Genomic DNA, 20,529 nt, shown 5'->3' with positions numbered 1-20,529 from the left:
TTAAATGCCACACTGCGGGGCAGTGCGCGAATAACCTGAAGAGATCCGCCGTGGATGGCGTGGTTTGGCAGAGAGTGCGGAAGGGCTGGTCGCTCCCTCCCGCCAACTGGGGTTATTTGTCAGTGATGGTCAAATCAGGGAAGTGCTCTTTGACGCACTGGATGTAATCACCTTTTTTAAATGCGCTGAACGGTGTCTGATAGCCAACCAGTTTACAGGCATAGCTTTTACCACCCGGATTGTGTTCGTTGTAATCCCAGTTCTGTTCCCAGTAAATGGGCAATGCGCCTGCACCGTTCTCCGAGAACTGCTTCATGTTCTTACAACCGAGGATCTCATCGGGCGCAATCGGCACACTGAGCTCTTTAGCAAAGGCCTGATAGTATTTAATACGATTCAGCGACTGAGCAATTTCAACACTGCCGCCACACTCCACGCCACCGTTGATGATCTGCGTGGTAACGCCAAAGCCGGGTAACAGGCCGTCGGCTTTATCGTATAAATTGGGCTGCCATGTTCCGTCTATAACAAACTGCATGCTGGGTTTAGGCGGCTGTGGATAGATGTAGAAAAAGATAGCGCTGGCCAGATTAAGCCAGGTATCGGCCACCAGCTCCGGTTTATTAAGCAGCACGCTGACATCACCAAACATGGCTTCAGAAAACGGACCATAGTTGTAGTTGTAGCTGAGCTGCTTGGCTCCCCGACCAAAATAGCTCAGATAGCGTCCCTGACTGTCAGTGCCACAGGGCCAGGCTTTGCCCTGCCAGGTAGCAGGATTACATTCACCGTTGTAACCGTTTGGTTGGCCTTCCACCCAGCCCATCTCGCGAACCCAGTGCAGCCCCTGACGCCATTCAGGAACCGTACCGTGAACATTATGCTCACCGGTTTCCTGGGCAAAATGCGCAAACATGGTTGCCAGCGTTTTGCGGCAAATCTGATCGGCATTGCGGCCATCATTAAAATCGCCGCAGAGGCGGGGGAATTTTCCTACGGCTTTCAGGAAATTATCATAAGTGTAGGCAGGGTCGCGATGCGGGAACAGGTATTCCCAGCGCTGGGCACCCAGGATATTTTCCACACGCCTGACATTGTCAGGATTATCTCTGGCGCCAGCGGTAATCTTTTCAACCCGATCGTTATCCAGTGTGGCAATTGAAGCCATCACGTCACTCATTAATCCGCCGCTGGTTAACTGCGCCTCTGTTTTTTCCAGTTCACTTCGCGACAGCACCATTGTCGGCTCGGGTTGTTTATCGTCTCCACCTTGATCGCTGCCCTGATAGACGGACCAGGCGGATTCCCAGCCATGGCCGACGCCGGGTTCATAAGCCAGCGCACTGCCGCTGCACCATGCGGCAACACCCTGTTTGCAGATGTAGTCTCTGCCGGCGTTGCTGACAATATCTCCCGATTTATAGGGGGTTCCTGCAACGTAAGGTGGAAAGTCAGAGGGCGTCACCTCCGGCTCAGGTTTAACCTCAGGTTGTGGTTGTGGTGCAGGCTCAGGTTGCACATCCGGAATGTTTGCACCACTCACCAGTTCCCAGGGGGTATCCCAGGGATTTGCCACCACTTCATCGGGACGCTGACCGGCGGCCACCCACCATTTGGCTAAATAAGTTTTACCGTTATGGATAACATAGGTGCCACCAGGATAACTTTGTTGTGGATTATATAAATCATAAGCAAAGGCATTAAAAGACAGCGCCATGCAGCCTGCCAGAAGCAGGCTTTTAACCATCATCTTTTCTTTTTTCATTTTAAGATATTCCGGAAAGAGAACTTAATCCCCATCTCCGATAACGGATTTTAAACCCGTGTCTGATGATGGGGTCCGGATGAATTTTTGTCTTCTGTTCCAGAGGGGGCAAATCAATAATAATAAAAAACCACCGCGATGATTCTCATAATCTTAATGTCATTATTAAAATAAAGTTATTACGATTTTTTAATCTTATTGCTGAGGTATAAATACTCATTAATTTATTAATGCGCTTTTATTCTTATCTGTTGCTTATCAGGTAATAACAATTACTTAAGGGGATGAAAAAAATTATGCTGCCGTGCGATGTGGCTATTTCACCTGCGGATATAAACCCTGCTGATTAATCCATTTAATTACCGCAGGGGGTAACAGATCATCACAGGGAAGCCCGGCATGACGACGTGCGCGAATTTCAGTGGCTGATACAGGCAGTAGGGATGTTTCCGCAAGGTAAACACAGCCGGCAGGGGATTGATGCAGGCGGGAGATATCTTTTGTCAGATGTGCCTGCAACCAGGTTTCAAGCTCCGCAGTGGGCATCCTTTCAGCATAACCGGGGCGCCTGAGAACCAGTAAGTGGCAATAGTCAGTCAGCGCCTGCCAGCGATGCCATTTATCTAATCCGAGCAGAGAGTCCTGACCAATAATAAATGCCAGAGGTTGAGTGTTACCGCGTTCTTTTCGTAAGGCCGCCAGTGTTTCAACCGTCCAGGAGGGCGTATCGCGCTGCATTTCCCGCAGATCTATGTCAAACAGCGGGTTTCCGGCAATCGCCTGTTCCAGCATTGCCGCCCGCTGTGCGGGAGAAGCCTCCGGTTGGGGGCGATGGGGCGGGACATTATTTGGCATCAGCGTGATTTTTTGCAGCCCAAGCTGTTTCGCCAGCGCTTCAGCGGGTTTCAGATGGCCGTAATGAATCGGATCGAAGGTTCCGCCGAACAGCGCCTGCAGACTGCGGTTATCAGATATCACAGAAGCTCTCCGGAAATGTCCTGCTGCACAGGAGCAACGACAGCGTCTCCAGTTCAGGCCAGACATTCTGTCCGTAGTCCTGCTTCAGGCTCAGCTCAGTTTTTGCCAGTAAACGCACAGCCTGCGCCAGTTGTTTTGCTGACAGGCGTTGCAGGGCTTCACTGAACAGAGGCCGCCGATTTTGCCAGACGCGATGTTGATCAAGCAGGGTGCGGAGTGGGGTGATGCCCATTTGTCGTTGCAGCGTCAGCAACAGCATCAGTTCACGCTGAAGGGTACGCATTAAAATGACCGGCTCACTGCCCTCAGCCTGCATCTGTCGCAGGATATGTTGCGAACGTTTACTCTTACCTGCCAGCAACGCATCAACCCAGTGAAAAGGGGTGAAATGTGCCGCATCATTAACCGCCTGCTCCACCCTTGGCAGGGTCAGTTTGCCATCCGGCCACAGTAGTGACAGACGCTCCAGCGCTTGTGATAACGCCAGAAGATTACCCTCATAGCAATAACACAACAGCTGAATAGCTGCCTCATCCAGCGACAGCCGCATGTTTTTTGCTCGTGAGGCAACCCAGCGTGGTAGTTGCGCCTGCTCTGGTGTCTGGCAGGGCACCACGACGCCATGCTGACTGATTGCTTTATACCATGCGCTGTTTTCCTGCGCTTTGGTCAGCCTGGGTAGCCGCAGCAGCAGGAGCAGATCGTTATGCAACAGAGTGGAGAGCGTCAGCAGCTGTTCTGCCATTGCGGCGTTGGGGCCATTTTCAGTAAATGTCAGTATCAGTATCTGACGGCTGGCAAACAGGCTCATCGACTGACAGGTGGAGAAGATCGACGGCCAGTCGGTGTAAGCGTCAATCTCTGTACTGAAGCATTCGACGAAACCCTCCGGCTGAGCAGCAGCGCGCACAGCATCCTGCGACTCCTGCAACAATAAGGGTTCATTGCCGGTGAAAAGGTAACAGGCGCGCAGCCCTTCATTGAGCTGCGCACGAAGTTGCTCAGGATAGATCCTGATCATCTGGCGTAAGAGGTGTCCGGCAGTGCGGAGCGGGGGGAGGTATCTTCAGCCGCTGCCGGAGTGGAACCCAGTGTGTTAACGGAAGCGTCAGTTTCTGCGACATGCACGGTAAGCAGCTTCCTCACCAACTGTTGTGCTGCCTGGGTGCGCATCTCACTCACAATAATTGACTGTTCAGAGTCTTTTGCCAACGCAGCCAGCGGGTTATCGAAGAACGAACGATAGACGGTGGCGTTAATCGGATAGATGCCTTTTTCCGGCACCAGAACCTGAGCACTGACGGTCATCATCAGAGAGTATTCGGCTGTTTTACCATCCTGGAAAATGGTTGCGGTATCCTGATGCTGGGTTTCCACACCCAGACGCAGCGAGGGAACATCCTTACGCATACCTGGTTTTTCCAGCACGGTGACGTTGTTAAGACGCAACTCTTCTCGCACTGCGCGAGCCAGTGGCCCGTAAGGATCGCCTGAATCGACAATCAGGGTTTTCATTTCGGGCGGGACCGACGTGGTCCCGCGCAGGTGAAAGCCGCATCCGGCGGTGATTAATACCGCCAGTCCTACCAGCAATGACATTATCGGATGTCGCACATTTCCTCCTGACATCAGCCCACAACCAGGTTTAACAGCTTGCCAGGAACATAAATCACTTTACGCACGGTGACGCCGGCAAGATATTTGGCGACCAGGTGTTCCTGCGCGGCGCGAGCCTGCACCTGCTCTTGTGTGCTGTCTGCCGCAACGGTAATTTTGCCACGTACTTTACCATTAACCTGTACCACCACCAGCAGAGAATCTTCGACCATCGCTGCTTCGTCAGCAACCGGCCATGCTGCGTTATCCGCATCCCCGGTACCGCCCAGCGCCTGCCACAGCGTAAAGCTGGCGTGGGGAGTAAATGGATATAACATTCTGACCACGGCCAGCAGGGCTTCCTGCATCAGGGCGCGATCCTGCTCGCTCTCTTGTGGCGCGCGGGCCAGTTTGTTCATCAGCTCCATAATTGCCGCTATAGCGGTGTTAAAGGTCTGACGGCGACCAATGTCATCAGAGACTTTGGCAATGGTTTTATGCAGATCGCGGCGCAACGCCTTCTGATCTTCATTCAGCGCGTCGATGTTCAACGCTGTTGTGGCACCTTTTTCGGTGTGGTCGAAAACCAGTTTCCAGACGCGCTTGAGAAAACGGTTAGCGCCTTCCACGCCCGATTCCTGCCACTCGAGCGTCATTTCTGCCGGGGAGGCAAACATCATAAACAGACGCACGGTATCTGCGCCGTAACGTTCAACCATCACCTGAGGATCAATGCCGTTGTTTTTGGACTTGGACATTTTGCTCATGCCGGCATAAACCAGCTCGCGCCCGTTGCTATCAGTGGCTTTGGTTATACGGCCTTTTTCATCCCGCTCGATGGTAACCTCAACCGGGGAAACCCAGTTACGCTCACCGTTCGCACCCTGATAATAAAAGGCATCAGCCAGAACCATCCCCTGGCACAGCAGGCGTTTGGCAGGCTCATCAGAGTTGACCAGACCAGCATCACGCAGCAGCTTGTGAAAGAAGCGGAAATAGAGCAGGTGCATAATGGCATGTTCAATGCCGCCTACATACTGATCCACCGGCAGCCAGTAGTTGGCCGCAGCCGGATCGAGCATACCTTTATTGTAATCAGGGCAGGTGTAACGCGCGTAATACCAGGATGACTCCATAAATGTGTCAAAGGTATCCGTTTCACGCAGGGCTGGTTGACCGTTAACCGTGGTTTTCGCCCATTGCGGATCGGCTTTAATCGGGCTGGTAATACCATCCATCACCACGTCTTCTGGCAGGATAACGGGCAGCTGGTCCTCGGGCGTTGGCATCACCGTACCATCTTCGAGCGTCACCATCGGAATCGGTGCACCCCAGTAGCGCTGCCGTGAGACACCCCAATCGCGCAGGCGGTAATTGACTTTGCGTACCCCGACTCCCCGTTCAGCCAGCCTGTCGGCAATGGCGTTAAAACCCTGTTCGTGAGACAAACCGTCAAACTCGCCGGAGTTGAACAGCGTTCCCTTTTCGGTCATCGCGGCGTCACACAGGTCAGGTTCGCTGCCATCGGCATTCAGGATAACCGGGACCACTGGCAGGCTGTATTTGGTGGCAAATTCCCAGTCACGCTGGTCATGGCCTGGAACCGCCATAACAGCCCCGGTGCCGTATTCCATCAGCACAAAGTTCGCCACCCAGACCGGCAGTTTCTCACCGCTCAGTGGATGAACAGCAAACACCCCGGTCGCCATGCCTTTTTTCTCCATAGTGGCCATATCTGCTTCGGCAACTTTGGTGTTCCGGCATTCAGCGATAAAATCAGCCAGCGCCGGTTGGCTGGCGGCAGCCTGAGCGGCCAGCGGATGACCCGCAGCCACAGCCAGGTAAGTGGCCCCCATAAAGGTATCCGGACGGGTAGTGTAAACGGTCAGTTTTTCACTGCTGTCGGCGACGTCAAAGGTGATCTCCACCCCTTCCGAACGACCAATCCAGTTACGCTGCATGGTCTTGACCTGTTCCGGCCAGCTTTCCAGTGTATCCAGGTCGTTGAGCAGCTCATCGGCATAGTCTGTGATTTTGATAAACCACTGAGGGATCTCTTTGCGCTCAACCTTGCTGTCACAGCGCCAGCAGCAGCCGTCGATAACCTGTTCATTAGCCAGAACGGTCTGATCGTTAGGGCACCAGTTAACGGCAGAGGTCTTTTTGTAGACCAGGCCTTTCTCATAAAGTCGGGTGAAGAACCACTGCTCCCAGCGGTAGTACTCTGGCTGGCAGGTCGCCAGTTCACGGCTCCAGTCATAACCAAAACCCAGCAGCTTAAGCTGGTTTTTCATGTAGGCAATATTGTCGTAAGTCCAGGGCGCGGGCGCGGTATTGTTTTTTACCGCCGCCCCTTCAGCAGGCAGGCCAAATGCATCCCAGCCTATTGGTTGCAGGACGTTTTTACCCAGCATGCGCTGGTAGCGAGAAATGACATCACCGATGGTGTAATTACGAACGTGGCCCATATGTAGGCGGCCAGAAGGATAGGGCAGCATGGAGAGGCAGTAATACTTCTCTTTACCTTCCTCTTCGACGACTTTAAAAGTTTGCTTCTCATCCCAGTGCTGTTGAACCTGGGATTCTATCTCTTCCGGGCGGTATTGCTCTTGCATGGCGGCCAGTGATCCTTTGTAAATGTTATGCTTTCGTTCAGATCCGCATAGCATAGCCGATTCAGGCCCGGCGCAACAACAGTATCCGGGGCGTCGGCAGGCATTTCTCTGCAAGCTGGAAGACGACAGGCAAATTTTATCGTCCCCTCTTCGTTATCAGCTAATCAACGCTAAACTGAAAATGTCACTAACTGGTCGCCACTGGAGGAAAAATGAACAAGGTTGCTCAATATTACCGGGAGCTGGTGTCATCGCTGACCGAGAGAATTAATAAAGGAGAGCACGACATTGATATGCTGGTGGAGAGCGCACGTCAGCGCATGAATAATCGCGGTGAGCTGACTCGCAGTCAGATTGATGATGTCGTGCGCGCGGTGCGCCGCGATCTGGAAGAATTTGCCCGCAGCTATGCGGAAAATAAGGACGACAGCACCGACAGCGTATTTATGCGCATTATCCGGGAAAGCGTGTGGAAGGAGCTGGCTGATATCACCGATAAGAGCCAGCTGGAGTGGCGTGAGGTTTTTCAGGATCTGAATCATCACGGGGTGTACCAAAGTGGCGAAGTGGTGGGGCTGGGCAATCTGGTTTGTGAAAAATGTCAGTTCACCCGTGCGATTTACACTCCGGAAACCCTGATCCGCTGCCCGGAATGTGGCAATGACCAGTTCCAGCGCCGGGCCTTTGCCCCCTGAATCATTCGCCCCTTACAGGCAGTTTTTTACATTCAGCCAGTTCTGCTGAACTGGCTCACCGGGTAACTTTCTGGTTAATAATTCCCTTCGTAACAGGCAATTTACAATAAACCATGAGGTTATTGTGGTAGTTGTACGGTTTGCGTAATACCTTCTTAAGCTGACAACAGTTAATAGTGCTGTATCTTGAGAGGGGAAAACGTGCAAAACAGGTATGCCACTTCACAAATTCTGCTTCACTGGCTGACGTTGTTACTGCTGGTTATTGTCTATGCGACGATGGAGTTTCGCGGACTGGCCAGCCACGGCTCATGGCAGAGAAGCCTGATGGTGGTGACGCATTTTAGTGCCGGTACGACGGTGTTGCTGATTATTCTTCTGCGTCTCTGGTTGCGAACACGCCACCGTACGCCTGCGATTGTTCCGCCCCTGCGCCTGTGGATGACTGCCGCGTCGCATTTGCTTCACACCTGCCTTTATGGGTTATTTATTTTGCTGCCGGTGCTCGGTATTAGCTCGCGTTATCTGAAAGGGAAAGAATGGATGCTGTTTGGCATCAGTATGCCGGTGTCCACCAGCCCGCTTCCTGAACTGGCTGCCAGTCTGACAGAGTGGCATGAGACGCTGGCACCCGTCGGCTACTGGCTGGTCGGTATACATGCACTGGCGGCATTAAGTCACCACTATCTTTTTCGCGACAATACCCTGCTCAGAATGATGCCATTCAGACAGAAGTAGTTGTCGGAGTCGTCTGCATGCAGAAAGTACCCTGAAAAGGACAGGGCGAACCGTCGCCCTGTCCGTTGGGTTTAGTGCAGGATTTTGGCGAGAAAGTCTTTGGCACGTTCAGATTGCGGATGACTGAAGAAGTCATCTTTGGCCGAATCTTCAATAATTTTTCCTTCATCCATAAAGATAACCCGGTTAGCCACTTTTCGGGCAAAGCCCATCTCATGGGTGACCACCATCATGGTCATTCCTTCGTTAGCCAGCTCAACCATGACATCCAGCACTTCGTTGATCATTTCAGGATCCAGTGCTGACGTAGGCTCATCGAACAGCATGGCTACGGGGTCCATGCACAAGGCGCGGGCGATGGCGACGCGCTGCTGTTGTCCCCCGGAAAGCTGACCGGGATGTTTATCGGCATGGGCAGAGAGGCCCACGCGCGCCAGCAGCTTCAGCCCTTTCTGCCTGGCTTCTTCTTTATTCCGTTTCAGCACTTTAACTTGTGCCAGCGTCAGGTTTTCAATAATGGTCAGGTGCGGAAACAGCTCAAAGTGCTGAAACACCATTCCGACTCTGGAACGCAGTTTAGCCAGGTCGGTCTGCCTGGCGCTTACCGCCGTGCCGTTGACCTCGATAATGCCTTGCTGGATGGGTTCGAGGCCGTTAACGGTTTTGATTAACGTTGATTTACCCGAACCGGAAGGCCCACACACCACGACCACTTCGCCTTTTTCCACGGAGGTTGAGCAGTCGGTCAGCACCTGGAAGTGACCATACCACTTGGAAACATTTTTCAGGGTAATCATTTACACTGTCCTTTTTTTCTTTAAATAGCCGACCAGCAGCGACGCGCTAAGGCTGATGACGAAATAGACTGCGCCGGCAAACAGCACCATCTCAATCTCGGTGCCATTGTTGATGCCGATGGTGTCGGCGGTGCGGAAAAAGTCAGCCAGGCTGAGTACGTAAACCAGCGATGTATCCTGGAAGAGAACGATCCCCTGAGTGAGCAACAGCGGCACCATTGCGCGGAAAGCCTGCGGTAAAATAATCAACTGCATCGATTGCCAGTGCGTCATCCCCAGCGCCAGAGCGGCATTGCCCTGACCACGGGCAATACTCAAAATCCCCGCACGAATAATTTCTGAATAGTAAGCCGCCTCAAACAGTGAGAACGCCACCATGGCCGAAATCAGACGGATATCGGTTTTCGGCGACAGCCCCAGCACCTGTTGCAGAAAGCCAGGCACCACCAGATAAAACCATAACAGGACCATCACCAACGGCACGGAGCGGAACAGGTTGACATACAGTCTGGCGAACCAGCTGATGGGTTTGAATGCCGACAGACGCATTACGGCCAGCAGGGTTCCCCAGAGAATGCCGAAAACGACCGCGGTCAGAGTAATTTTTAGCGTCACGACCATGCCATTCAGCAGCCACGGCAGGTTGGGTACAATCGTGCTCCAGTCAAATTCGTGCATTATTTGCCTCCCATGCTGCCGGGCAGGCGAACTTTTCGCTCTACCAGGCTCATCAACAGCATAATCACCATATTAATGGCGATGTAGGCCAGGGTGATGGCAGTGAAAGATTCATAGGCATGCGCGGAATAGTCCAACAGCTTACCAGCCTGAGCCGCCATATCTACCAGCCCGATAGTGGAGGCAATGGCAGAGTTTTTAACCAGGTTGAGCATTTCAGAAGTCAGCGGCGGAATAATGACCCGGTAAGCGTTAGGTAACAACACATAACGATAGGTCTGAGCTAACGTCAGCCCCATCGCCAGACCAGCGTTTTTTTGCCCACGCGGCAGTGACTGGATGGCTGCACGTACCTGCTCACAGACGCGGGCAGCAGTAAACAGCCCCAGGCAAATGACCGAGCAGCTGAAGAACTGAATATTGGGATCCAGCTCTGACTTGAACCAGCTGCCGGTGGATTCGGGCAACAGTTCCGGCACCACCAGATACCAGATAAAGAACTGTACTATCAATGGGATATTACGGAACAGCTCCACATAACAGGTGCCGACAGTCGCAAGCGCCCGGTTTGGAACGGTGCGTAAAATACCCAGCAGTGAGCCGACCAGGAAAGCAATAATCCATGCGCAGAGGGAAACGGCGATGGTGACCTGGAAGCCGGACCACAGCCATCCAAGATACGTGGTATTACCGAAAGGAGCCTGTTGCAGAAAAATTCCCCAGTTCCAGTCTGTTGACATAAATCACTCCGGTAGAAAAAAGGGTAGCTTGGCTACCCTGAAGATTGCTGGAAGGCTTGTGTCGCATGTCATGGGGAACGGCCACATCACGCTTTCAGCTGAGAATTGTACGCATCGCGTCCGACTCTCAGGCCGCTGTCTGTCCTCGCCTTTTTTGAACAATCACCGGGCAGCCTCGGCTGCCCTTATTGTCGTTATTAGTTAAGTGCCTTGTCGTTTGGCGTTTTGAACGTTGCTTTCATATCGTCAGACAGGGCGAAATTCATGTTGAGGTTTTTGGGGGGAATCGGCTGGCTGAACCATTTGGCGAACCATTTTTCCGCCTGACCTGAAGTTTGTGCCTTCGCGATGGTCTCATCCATCAGCTGTTTAAAGCTGTCGTCGCCTTTGCGCAACATACAACCATAGGCTTCTTTTGACTGTGGCGTGCCGACAATTTCCCAGTTATCAGGCTTTTTCGCTTTTGCCCGTTCGCCTGCCAGCAGCGCATCATCCATCATAAAGGCGACAGCGCGGCCGCTTTCCAGCGTACGGAAAGAGTCTCCATGATCTTTAGCGCTGATAATGCGCATACCCATTTTCTTCTCGTCGTTCAGCTTGTTCAGCAGAATTTCGGACGTGGTGCCTGACGTGACCACCACGGTTTTACCTTGCAGGTCCGGGAAATCTTTAACCGGGGTGCCTTTTTTGACCAGCAACCGTGTGCCGATAACAAAAATAGTATCCGAGAAGGCGGCCTGTTTCTGACGCTCAACGTTATTTGTCGTGGAACCACATTCGAAATCGTAAGTCCCGTTTTGCAGCAGCGGGATGCGGTTCTGCGAGGTGATCGGCAGCATTTTTACCTGCAAATCCGGCTTATTGAGCTTTGCTTTGATGGCCGCCACAATAGCGCTGGAATAATCCTGCGAGTAGCCGACAACCTGTTGCTGATTATCGTAATAAGAGAAAGGGACAGAGGATTCACGATGTCCTACCACAATCACCCCGTTTTTGGCGATTTTATCCAGAGTACCGGGCTGTGCCGCGTCTTCTGCATGAGCCATACCTGATACCAGTCCTGCCAGCGTCAGGCATAACCCCAGTTTCCGTAATTTCATCTGTGACTCCTTAAACTGCGCGCTCAACGGTGCGCCCGTGGTGGTGTGTAAATGATTGCCAGATCTGCTCTTTACTGTTCTCGCACGCCAGGGTGTGCAGAGCTTTAACATAGCTGAATGTTAATATAATGAAACAATAATGTTTCTTTTTTGCGAACTGCGCCGCACCAAATAAGGTCATCAATCCAGTAATTGCACCCAATGAGTGCTGATATCGCCCGGTAATAGTGCATATCTGCGTTGTCGATGCCCAGGTACGAGCAGCTACGCAATTTTCGGTGTAAATTTTTGCAACAAACATGCCAGAATGTTTGCAGGTGAAACATTTTTTGTTGCATTGGAAAGGTGCAGCATCGACAGGAGGTTATCTGTCCGCTTTCATACGGGGCAGGGTTGTTTTACTCCACCGGTGCAGGGCAGAGCGTCAAAATCATCTCTTTGCGGAAGGTTATTTTAAAGACAGGAGCCTGGCACCAGGTCAGCCTGGTCTTAATTCTGCGTGGCAGGATGTCAGGGAGCAAAGCAGCGCCGGATTTTTATAAATCCGGCGTTTAAGCAGAACTAAGGGTGACGCCTGTATTTGCTGCGGATCAGTGCGAGCAGGCTAAACAGCAACGTGATTATCCACACCGGCCAGTTGCCGAAACGTGCATAAGGTGTCAGGCCCTGAGTGGGCACGACATGGGTTGCCAGCACGCCAGATTTGAACTGGGGGATCATCTCATCGGCATTGCCATCGGCGTTAATCACCGCCGTGACGCCATTATTGGTATCACGCAGCAGCGGTCGGCCGAGCTCCAGTGCCCTCATGCGCGCCATCTGAAAATGTTGCCACGGCCCGATGGAATGACCGAACCAGGCATCGTTAGAAATGGTCAGCAAAAAGTCAGTGTCCGGACGAAAATTATCTCTGACCTGCTGTCCCAGCACGATTTCATAGCAGATTGCTGCGGTCAGATTGTAGCCTGCGACTTTCAGCTGAGGCTGAACGTAGGCGCCACGACTGAATGAGGACATGGGCAAGTCAAAGAAGGGCGCTAGTGGCCTTAGCAACGTTTCCAGCGGCACAAATTCACCAAATGGCACCAGATGGTTTTTCTGGTAACGGTCACCGCTGTTGTAGTCGTAGGGTTTGTCGCCACCCAGTACAATAATCGAGTTGTAGTCGTGATAGCGGTTATTCTGCAGGCGGGAGTCAACAATGCCGGTGACCAGGCTGCTGCCGCTGTTGCGCAGTGCCTGATCGATTGATTGTAAAAACGGCTGCTGATTGGTTTCCAGATCCGGAATGGCTGACTCCGGCCAGATGATCAGTGGCGCTTTACCCAACCAGGGACGACTGAGAGAGGTGTAGGTCCGCAGCGTATTGAGCAGCTGGTTCGGATCCCATTTCATCGACTGCGGAATATTTCCCTGAACCAGCGCGACGTTAACTTTGCGCTCTGGCTGAGTCTGATACCAACTAATTTGTCGCAGTGGCCACGGTAACAGCAGCAATGCCAGCGCAGCGACAGCGGTTATCCAGTGACGTTTTACCGCCGCAAAGACCGCCAGACCGGCCACCATCACCAGCACAAAGGTGATCCCTTCAACGCCGGTGAGCGGTCCAAAGCCTTTCAGCGGACCATCAATCTGGCTGTAGCCAAACTGCAACCACGGAAACCCCGTCAGTACCCAGCCGCGCAGAAACTCGGTAATTTGCCAGAGTGCGGGTGCAGCAACGACCAGACGCAGCAGCGAGGTTCGCGGGAAAAGACGGTTCAGCAGCGCGGCGAACAGCATGGGAAACAGTGACAGCCACGCGGCAAGCAATACCACCAGAAACACGTTAACCGGGCCAGGCATACCGCCAAAGGTGGCAATACTGACATACACCCAGTTGACGCCGCTGCCAAACAGACCAAAACCCCAAACAAAGCCAATGGCGGTAGCCTGTCGGGTGGTGCGATCAAGTGTCAGCGCCAGCAGGCCAAAAAGTGAAATCAGGGCGGCTGGCCAGAAGTCGTAAGGGGAAAATGCAAGCGTGCCAGCGGCACCGGTCAACAGCGCTGACAGCAGGCGGACCCACTGGCGCTGGTATATTGAGGCGATAGCCATCGGGGATTATTCTTCCAAAATCGGTTGCGGCGAGTTTTCCGGGATCCGGACGTGGACCTGTATGATTCTGCGGCTGTCAGACATTGCAACTTTAAACTGATAGCCGTCGATCACAATACTTTCCCCACGTGCAGGGAGATGGCCAAATGCCTGCATCACCAGACCACCGATGGTATCCACTTCTTCGTCACTGAAATGGGTGTCGAATACGTCATTAAAATCTTCAATGGGCGTGAGCGCACGAATGGTATAGGTATGACGGCTCAGCTGACGAATATCACGATCTTCTTCATCATCGTACTCGTCTTCAATTTCACCGACGATCAGCTCAAGAATATCCTCGATAGTGACCAGTCCGGACACACCGCCAAATTCATCAATCACAATCGCCATGTGGTAACGCTGAGAACGGAACTCTTTCAGCATCCGATCAACACGTTTACTTTCCGGCACCACGACCGCAGGGCGCAACACTTTTTCAATACTGAAGGGGGTTGACCCGCTACTCATGAATGGCAGCAAATCTTTTGCCATCAGAATGCCTTCAACGTGGTCTTTGTCTTCACTGATCACCGGGAATCGGGAATGTGCAGACTCAATGATGGTGCCAAGACACTCTTCCAGCGTCTGATTGCGCTTCAGGGTAATCATCTGCGAGCGTGGGATCATAATGTCGCGCACACGCTGTTCAGCAATATCCATCACCATCACCCCTTCAAGCATGTCCCGGGTATCCGGATCAATCAGGTCTTTTTGTTCGGAATCGCGGATCAGCTCCAGCAGGTCATCACGGTTTTTGGGTTCGCCGTGAAACAACTGGTTAAGGATAAGGGTAAAAAATCCCTTTTTACTACCGGGAGTGTCGTTGTTCTGTGAATGGTCATCGCTCATGGCGTTTTTGTTTTGTCACTCTTATCGTGATTGAAGGTTTCCATCCTGCCCGCAGGCAGGGAGGGATGATTGCAGGGCGTCAGGCTGCTCAGGGCAACGCTTTCTCCGAAATGTACGGATCGTTATAACCAAGAGCAAGCATTATCTCCGTCTCAATGGATTCCATTTCCTCAGCCTCATCATCTTCGATATGGTCATACCCCAGCAAATGCAGGCTACCGTGAACGACCATATGTGCCCAGTGGGCCAGCAAGGGCTTCTCCTGCTCGAGCGCTTCCTGCTCAACTACCTGACGGCAGATAACCAAATCGCCAAGCAGCGCCAGCTCTATACCCGGTGGGGCTTCGAAGGGAAAAGAGAGCACGTTGGTAGGTTTATCCTTGCCACGATAAGTGTGGTTTAGCTGATGGCTTTCAGCTTCGTCCACCACACGAATGGTCACTTCACTCTCGGCCTGAAACTGAGGCAGCACTGCCTCCAGCCAGCGGAGAAATTCGGATTCTGTCGGCAATCCTTCCGGCTGCTCACAGGCCAGTTGTAAATCTAAAATTACGTTACTCATTCAGACTCCTGCGAGGCAGACTTTTGCAGCGCCAGTGCCTCACGTTTGCGCTCTTCCGCTGCGGCTGCGCGGCGTTTCTCATCGGCGGCTTCCCAGGCTTCATAAGCAATGACCACACGCGCAACGACCGGATGACGCACCACATCTTCGCTGTGAAAGAAGTTAAAGCTTAATTCATCGACGTCAGAGAGAACTTCGATGGCATGGCGCAGACCCGATTTCAGGTTGCGCGGCAGATCAATCTGGGTGACGTCCCCGGTGATAACCGCTTTAGAATTGAAGCCAATACGGGTCAGGAACATTTTCATCTGTTCGATGGTGGTGTTCTGGCTTTCATCAAGGATAATAAATGCGTCGTTAAGAGTACGACCACGCATATAGGCCAGTGGCGCAACTTCTATCACATTGCGCTCAATCAGCTTTTCCACCCGTTCAAAACCCAGCATCTCAAACAGTGCGTCATATAAAGGCCGCAGATAGGGGTCGACTTTCTGGCTGAGGTCGCCCGGCAGGAAACCGAGTTTTTCACCGGCTTCAACGGCGGGGCGGGTTAACAGGATACGTCGAACCTCCTGACGTTCCAGCGCATCTACCGCAGCAGCGACAGCCAGATACGTTTTCCCGGTCCCTGCCGGACCGATACCAAAAGTGATGTCATGGTCGAGAATATTGGCAACGTATTGGGCCTGGTTAGGCGTACGCGGTTTGATCACCCCGCGTTTAGTCTTAATATTTATCGCTTTACCATATTCGGGAACGCTCTCTGCCGACTGCTCCAGCACCCGGCTCTCTTTGATGGCCAGGTGGATCTGTTCAGGGTCAATATCAGCAATGTGGCCGCGCAAAGGCGCAGTATCGACATACAGATCACGAAGGATATTGGCCGCTGCATCAATAATCAGCGCCTTGCCAACCAGTTTAAAGGCATTGTCACGGCGGTTTATCTCAATGCCTAACCGGCGTTCCAGCTGCTTGATATTGTCGTCAAATGGGCCACACAGGCTCAGCAGGCGCTGATTATCAGCAGGATCTAAGGTGATTTCGCGTATTTCAGTATTCAAACTAATCCTTTGGGTCGCTCAGGGCCAGGTTGAGAGTTTTATCATGGGCTTACATCACCACGTGGGTAAGGCAACACAGGGAAATTATTTATGGCGGCACGCTAATGCGCAAGCACGGGAAAGAATATTTGGGCGCGCTCCCGACAAAGCAAGGGGCGTTTGCTGAATTGCAGCGACGGACCTGCGAGATCCGCCGCAAAATAGCTTATCAGGGCTGGAAAGTACCCACGCCCAGTTCGTTTTCCCTGCGCGTTCGGGCAATCACCGAGGCGGGCGTTTCACTCACTCGCAGGCCCATTTGCTCTTCGGTGCGAATCACTTTTCCGCGCAACGAGTTGGTATAAACGTCGACGATTTCCACATCAACGAATTTACCGATCATCTCAGGCGTACCTTCGAAGTTGACCACGCGGTTATTTTCGGTACGTCCGGACAGCTCCATGACATTTTTCCGTGAGGTTCCTTCAACCAGAATGCGCTGGACGCTGCCAAGCATACGTCGGCTCCATGCCATGGCCTGTTGGTTGATCCTGTCTTGCAGGATCCACAGGCGCTGCTTTTTCTCTTCTTCCGGCACGTCATCCGGCAGGTCGGCTGCCGGCGTACCCGGACGGGCAGAATAGATAAAGCTGTAGCTGGTATCGAAATTGACATCGCCAATTAACTTCATGGTTTGTTCGAAATCCTGCTGCGTTTCACCAGGAAAACCAATAATAAAGTCTGAACTGATCTGAATATTTGGACGCGCGGCGACCACTTTTCGAATGATGGCTTTATATTCCAGCGCGGTGTGAGCGCGTTTCATCAGCGTGAGTATGCGGTCTGCACCGCTTTGTACCGGCAGATGGAGAAAACTGACCAGCTCCGGCGTATCGCGATAGACGTCGATAATATCATCAGTGAATTCAATGGGGTGGCTGGTGGTGAAACGGATACGATCGATACCATCAATCGCCGCCACCAGCCGCAGAAGTTCGGCAAAAGTGCAAATCTCACCGTTATAGTCTTCGCCGCGATAAGCATTGACGTTTTGCCCCAACAGGTTGACCTCACGCACACCCTGTTCCGCCAGTTGGGCTATCTCAAACAAAATATCGTCACATGGACGGCTGACTTCCTCACCGCGGGTATAAGGCACCACGCAGAAAGTACAGTATTTGTTACAGCCTTCCATAATCGAGACGAAGGCAGAAGGGCCATCTGCCCGGGGTTCCGGCAGGCGGTCAAATTTCTCAATTTCAGGGAAGCTGATATCTACCACCGGGCTTTTCGAACCACGCACGGTGTTAATCATCTCTGGCAGGCGGTGCAATGTCTGCGGACCAAAAACAATATCGACAAAGTTAGCCCGCTGACGAATATGATCGCCTTCCTGCGAGGCCACACAGCCCCCCACGCCGATAATGACATCCGGATTGGATTGTTTGAGCGTTCTCCAGCGGCCTAACTGATGGAAAACTTTCTCCTGCGCCTTTTCACGGATAGAGCAGGTGTTAAGCAGCAGCACGTCGGCCTCTTCTGCCACATCGGTCAGGGTGAAACCGTGGGTGCTGTTTAACAGGTCGGCCATCTTCGATGAATCGTACTCATTCATCTGACAGCCCCAGGTTTTAATATGCAGTTTTTTGGTCATCTGGTTGCCATTAATCATGCAGAAGTGGGTGCAGGGCGCGTATTGTAATGCTTTGCTGCGGTTGTGACCAGCATACCGGGCTTTTCTAACTCTCCTGCAAAAATCCGGTACACTATTGGGATCGGGCTGCGCTCTGGCCAGTGCAGGCGCATTGCCGCCGGATGTTGATAAAACGGGAAAATAATGACTGAAACAACAATGAGTTGGGATGTTGTCGTGGTGGGCGGCGGCATGGTGGGCGCAGCGTTGGCTAGCGGATTATCCGCGCAAGGATTCAGCGTGGCGGTACTCGAACAACAGCGGCCGGCAGACTTTGATGCGGCAAGTCAGCCGGATGTGAGAATTTCTGCGGTGGGCGCCGCCTCGGTGGATTTACTCAAACGTCTGCAAGTCTGGCCGCAGGTGCAGGCAATGCGCTGTGCGCCTTATCGCAGACTGGAAACCTGGGAATGGGAAAGTGCGAAGGTAGGATTTGATGCGCAATCGCTGGGGCTGCCCGAGCTGGGCTATATGGTGGAAAACAGCGTATTACAACTGGCGTTGTTGCAACGGCTTGAACAGCAGGGTGTCAGCCTCATCTCACCCGCCAGCCTGAAGGCATTGCAGTCGGTTGACGGTGGCTGGCGGTTAACCCTGAAGAGCGGCGAAATTTTTCAGGCTCGCCTGGTAGTCGGGGCGGATGGTGCTAACTCGCAGGTTCGCCAGCTGGCGGGTATTGGCATTCGCGGCTGGCAGTATGCGCAGTCCTGCATGCTGATTACTGCCCGGGGCGAAGAGGATTCGGGCGACTGCACCTGGCAACAGTTTACGCCTGACGGCCCGCGGGCTTTTTTACCGCTATCCGGACGCTGGGCGTCGCTGGTGTGGTACGACAACCCGGCTCGCATTCGTCAGCTTCAGGCAATGGATATGGGCCGGCTACAGCAGGAGATTGCGACACATTTTCCTTCCCGGGCAGGAAATCTTACTCCGGTGGCGGCGGGGGCTTTTCCGCTGGTTCGCCGCCATGCCTCGCGCTATGTGCTACCCGGACTGGCTTTGGTGGGCGATGCTGCTCACACCATTAACCCTCTGGCGGGTCAGGGGGTTAATCTGGGCTACCGTGATGTGGATGCATTGATCGCCACACTGACGTCAGCAAGGGAAAAGGCGGAGGACTGGGCGGCAAAAGAGGTGTTGAGACGCTATCAGCGTCAACGGCTGCAGGATAATCTGCTGATGCAAAACGGGATGGATCTGTTCTATTTCACCTTCAGCAACGCCGTTGCTCCCGTGCGTATTGCACGAAATCTGGGATTGATGGTCGCTGAACGCTCTGGCGTGCTGAAGCGGCAGGCGCTACGTTACGCCCTGGGTTTGCAAAGTCGGTTTTGAATGGGGAGTCGCAGTCACTGACGCTGAGCGGCTGCGGCTGCGGTTGGTGCCATGGTGCGTAGCGGTATCAAGGCAGCATAATCTTACGGCGTTGCGGAAACCGTTAATGTTCAGACGTAAAAAAGCTCGCCGTAGCGAGCTTTTTTAATGGCTGGGGTGCAGGGATTCGAACCCCGGAATGCTGGTATCAGAAACCAGAGCCTTACCGCTTGGCGACACCCCAATAATCATGTTGCGATTCACACTGCAAATCGTCTTTTGTATGGCTGGGGTGCAGGGATTCGAACCCCGGAATGCTGGTATTAGAAACCAGTGCCTTACCGCTTGGCGACACCCCAATAAAATTGGTGGCTACTACGGGAATCGAACCTGTGACCCCAGCATTATGAGTGCTGTGCTCTAACCAGCTGAGCTAAGTAGCCTGAACTTGCAAATCTTGAATTCTTTTTTCCGGAGAAAAAAATGGCTGGGGTACCTGGATTCGAACCAGGGAATGCCGGTATCAAAAACCGGTGCCTTACCGCTTGGCGATACCCCATCCCTGCAAACCGTTTATGGAAATGGTGCGGGAGGCGAGACTTGAACTCGCACACCTTGCGGCGCCAGAACCTAAATCTGGTGCGTCTACCAATTTCGCCACTCCCGCAAAAAAGATGGTGGCTACGACGGGAATCGAACCTGTGACCCCAGCATTATGAGTGCTGTGCTCTAACCAGCTGAGCTACGTAGCCATCTTTTTTCGCGTAACCTTCATCGGCGTTGCGGGGCGCATTATGCGGAGTTGACCTGGAAGCGTCAACAAATTTTTTCCTGTTTTTGCCCGGAACCGATTCGTTTGTCTGGCTTATAACCAGCATGGCGATTAAACCACCAGTCATCAGGTGTTTTCATCACTTCCGCGTTGATAACCCGGCGATTGTCGCGTGTGGACTTCGCCTTTTTACTGTTGGTCATTAAGGCGGAAAAAAGGCGAAAATCAACATTTTTATCGCCAGCAGGGCGCAGTTCAGCCCGCGCTCTGATGAGCAGTATTAACGGATTATCAGGAAAAAAGAGGATTTCGCTGATAACAGTCGCTTTGTTGTATCAGATGCTTTTGGTGATTACAGGTCAATATTCTGGCGGTCTGGGTGTTTTTTCAACACACAGAAGGGAATTCGCAGAAAGTGCCAGAGGTCATGCAGCTTACCGTCACCTGTTGTTCGTCAG

General features: G+C 52.7%; 16 protein-coding genes, 5 tRNA genes and 1 pseudogene. 3 read left to right on the top strand and 19 right to left on the bottom strand.

The window, feature by feature from the left end; genetic code table 11:
- Positions 1–139 precede the first annotated feature (139 nt).
- From AC3RPL_RS13745 to leuS, 5 genes and pseudogenes are all read right to left on the bottom strand, one after another.
- Positions 140–1,234, bottom strand: a pseudogene (locus tag AC3RPL_RS13745) (chitinase); the annotation flags it as partial.
- Between the two features lie 846 nt (positions 1,235–2,080).
- Complete coding sequence (gene nadD / locus AC3RPL_RS13740) at positions 2,081–2,809, bottom strand: nicotinate-nucleotide adenylyltransferase (protein ID WP_490740414.1); 729 nt, start codon at positions 2,807–2,809, stop codon at positions 2,081–2,083.
- Positions 2,733–3,764 carry a DNA polymerase III subunit delta gene (gene holA, locus AC3RPL_RS13735; RefSeq protein WP_490740413.1) on the bottom strand — a complete coding sequence of 344 codons (1,032 nt, stop codon included), beginning with the start codon at positions 3,762–3,764 and terminating at the stop codon, positions 2,733–2,735. Before holA ends, nadD begins: the two co-directional genes overlap by 77 nt.
- The gene (gene lptE, locus AC3RPL_RS13730; protein ID WP_034941701.1) at positions 3,761–4,357 is read right to left on the bottom strand and encodes an LPS assembly lipoprotein LptE; all 597 of its coding nucleotides are present in this window, start codon (positions 4,355–4,357) and stop codon (positions 3,761–3,763) included. Before lptE ends, holA begins: the two co-directional genes overlap by 4 nt.
- A 14-nt stretch (positions 4,358–4,371) precedes the next feature.
- Positions 4,372–6,954 (bottom strand): leucine--tRNA ligase, encoded by a 2,583-nt coding sequence (leuS, locus tag AC3RPL_RS13725; RefSeq protein WP_490740412.1) that lies wholly within the window; start codon positions 6,952–6,954, stop codon positions 4,372–4,374.
- Positions 6,955–7,166: 212 nt separating this feature from the next.
- On the opposite strand from leuS, the gene AC3RPL_RS13720 reads away from it, so the two are divergent.
- Positions 7,167–7,649: a zinc ribbon-containing protein gene (locus AC3RPL_RS13720; protein WP_490740411.1), complete on the top strand. Its 483-nt coding sequence runs from the start codon at positions 7,167–7,169 to the stop codon at positions 7,647–7,649.
- Between the two features lie 201 nt (positions 7,650–7,850).
- Positions 7,851–8,387 carry a cytochrome b561 gene (cybB, locus tag AC3RPL_RS13715; RefSeq protein WP_490740410.1) on the top strand — a complete coding sequence of 179 codons (537 nt, stop codon included), beginning with the start codon at positions 7,851–7,853 and terminating at the stop codon, positions 8,385–8,387.
- Positions 8,388–8,458: 71 nt separating this feature from the next.
- Here cybB and AC3RPL_RS13710 read toward each other — a convergent pair whose 3' ends face one another.
- From AC3RPL_RS13710 to miaB, 9 genes are all read right to left on the bottom strand, one after another.
- Entirely contained in the window at positions 8,459–9,184 is a 726-nt protein-coding gene (locus AC3RPL_RS13710; RefSeq protein WP_261642693.1) for an amino acid ABC transporter ATP-binding protein, read from the bottom strand.
- Positions 9,185–9,862, bottom strand: coding sequence for a glutamate/aspartate ABC transporter permease GltK (gene gltK, locus AC3RPL_RS13705; protein WP_034941691.1), 678 nt, complete (start codon positions 9,860–9,862; stop codon positions 9,185–9,187).
- On the bottom strand, positions 9,862–10,602 hold the full coding sequence (locus tag AC3RPL_RS13700) for an amino acid ABC transporter permease (protein ID WP_490740409.1): 741 nt from the start codon (positions 10,600–10,602) through the stop codon (positions 9,862–9,864). Before AC3RPL_RS13700 ends, gltK begins: the two co-directional genes overlap by 1 nt.
- A 197-nt stretch (positions 10,603–10,799) precedes the next feature.
- Positions 10,800–11,702: an amino acid ABC transporter substrate-binding protein gene (locus AC3RPL_RS13695; protein ID WP_490740408.1), complete on the bottom strand. Its 903-nt coding sequence runs from the start codon at positions 11,700–11,702 to the stop codon at positions 10,800–10,802.
- Between the two features lie 561 nt (positions 11,703–12,263).
- A complete protein-coding gene (gene lnt / locus AC3RPL_RS13690; RefSeq protein WP_490740407.1) occupies positions 12,264–13,799 on the bottom strand; it encodes an apolipoprotein N-acyltransferase in 1,536 nt (511 codons plus the stop codon).
- Positions 13,800–13,805: 6 nt separating this feature from the next.
- Positions 13,806–14,690 carry a CNNM family magnesium/cobalt transport protein CorC gene (corC, locus tag AC3RPL_RS13685; RefSeq protein WP_490740406.1) on the bottom strand — a complete coding sequence of 295 codons (885 nt, stop codon included), beginning with the start codon at positions 14,688–14,690 and terminating at the stop codon, positions 13,806–13,808.
- Between the two features lie 88 nt (positions 14,691–14,778).
- On the bottom strand, positions 14,779–15,252 hold the full coding sequence (gene ybeY, locus AC3RPL_RS13680; protein WP_034941679.1) for an rRNA maturation RNase YbeY: 474 nt from the start codon (positions 15,250–15,252) through the stop codon (positions 14,779–14,781).
- Positions 15,249–16,313 carry a PhoH family protein gene (locus tag AC3RPL_RS13675; RefSeq protein WP_490740405.1) on the bottom strand — a complete coding sequence of 355 codons (1,065 nt, stop codon included), beginning with the start codon at positions 16,311–16,313 and terminating at the stop codon, positions 15,249–15,251. Before AC3RPL_RS13675 ends, ybeY begins: the two co-directional genes overlap by 4 nt.
- A gap of 208 nt (positions 16,314–16,521) precedes the next feature.
- Positions 16,522–17,946: a tRNA (N6-isopentenyl adenosine(37)-C2)-methylthiotransferase MiaB gene (gene miaB / locus AC3RPL_RS13670; protein ID WP_034941885.1), complete on the bottom strand. Its 1,425-nt coding sequence runs from the start codon at positions 17,944–17,946 to the stop codon at positions 16,522–16,524.
- Positions 17,947–18,129: 183 nt separating this feature from the next.
- On the opposite strand from miaB, the gene ubiF reads away from it, so the two are divergent.
- Positions 18,130–19,320, top strand: a complete 1,191-nt coding sequence (ubiF, locus tag AC3RPL_RS13665) for a 3-demethoxyubiquinol 3-hydroxylase (RefSeq protein WP_490740404.1) — start codon at positions 18,130–18,132, stop codon at positions 19,318–19,320.
- 148 nt (positions 19,321–19,468) lie between these two features.
- Here ubiF and AC3RPL_RS13660 read toward each other — a convergent pair.
- The 5 genes from AC3RPL_RS13660 to AC3RPL_RS13640 all read right to left on the bottom strand — a co-directional run bounded on the left by AC3RPL_RS13660 (position 19,469) and on the right by AC3RPL_RS13640 (position 20,051).
- Positions 19,469–19,543 (bottom strand) — tRNA-Gln (locus tag AC3RPL_RS13660).
- A 122-nt stretch (positions 19,544–19,665) separates the two neighbouring features.
- Positions 19,666–19,742, bottom strand: a tRNA-Met gene (locus AC3RPL_RS13655).
- 41 nt (positions 19,743–19,783) lie between these two features.
- Positions 19,784–19,858 (bottom strand) — tRNA-Gln (locus AC3RPL_RS13650).
- A 23-nt stretch (positions 19,859–19,881) separates the two neighbouring features.
- A tRNA-Leu gene (locus AC3RPL_RS13645) sits at positions 19,882–19,966 on the bottom strand.
- A gap of 8 nt (positions 19,967–19,974) precedes the next feature.
- Positions 19,975–20,051: transfer RNA gene (locus AC3RPL_RS13640), tRNA-Met, on the bottom strand.
- Positions 20,052–20,529 lie beyond the last annotated feature (478 nt).

Source organism: Erwinia papayae (assembly GCF_058241465.1).
The sequence above is the reverse complement of the archived record's forward strand: the minus strand, read 5'-3'. Positions and strand labels throughout refer to the sequence as shown.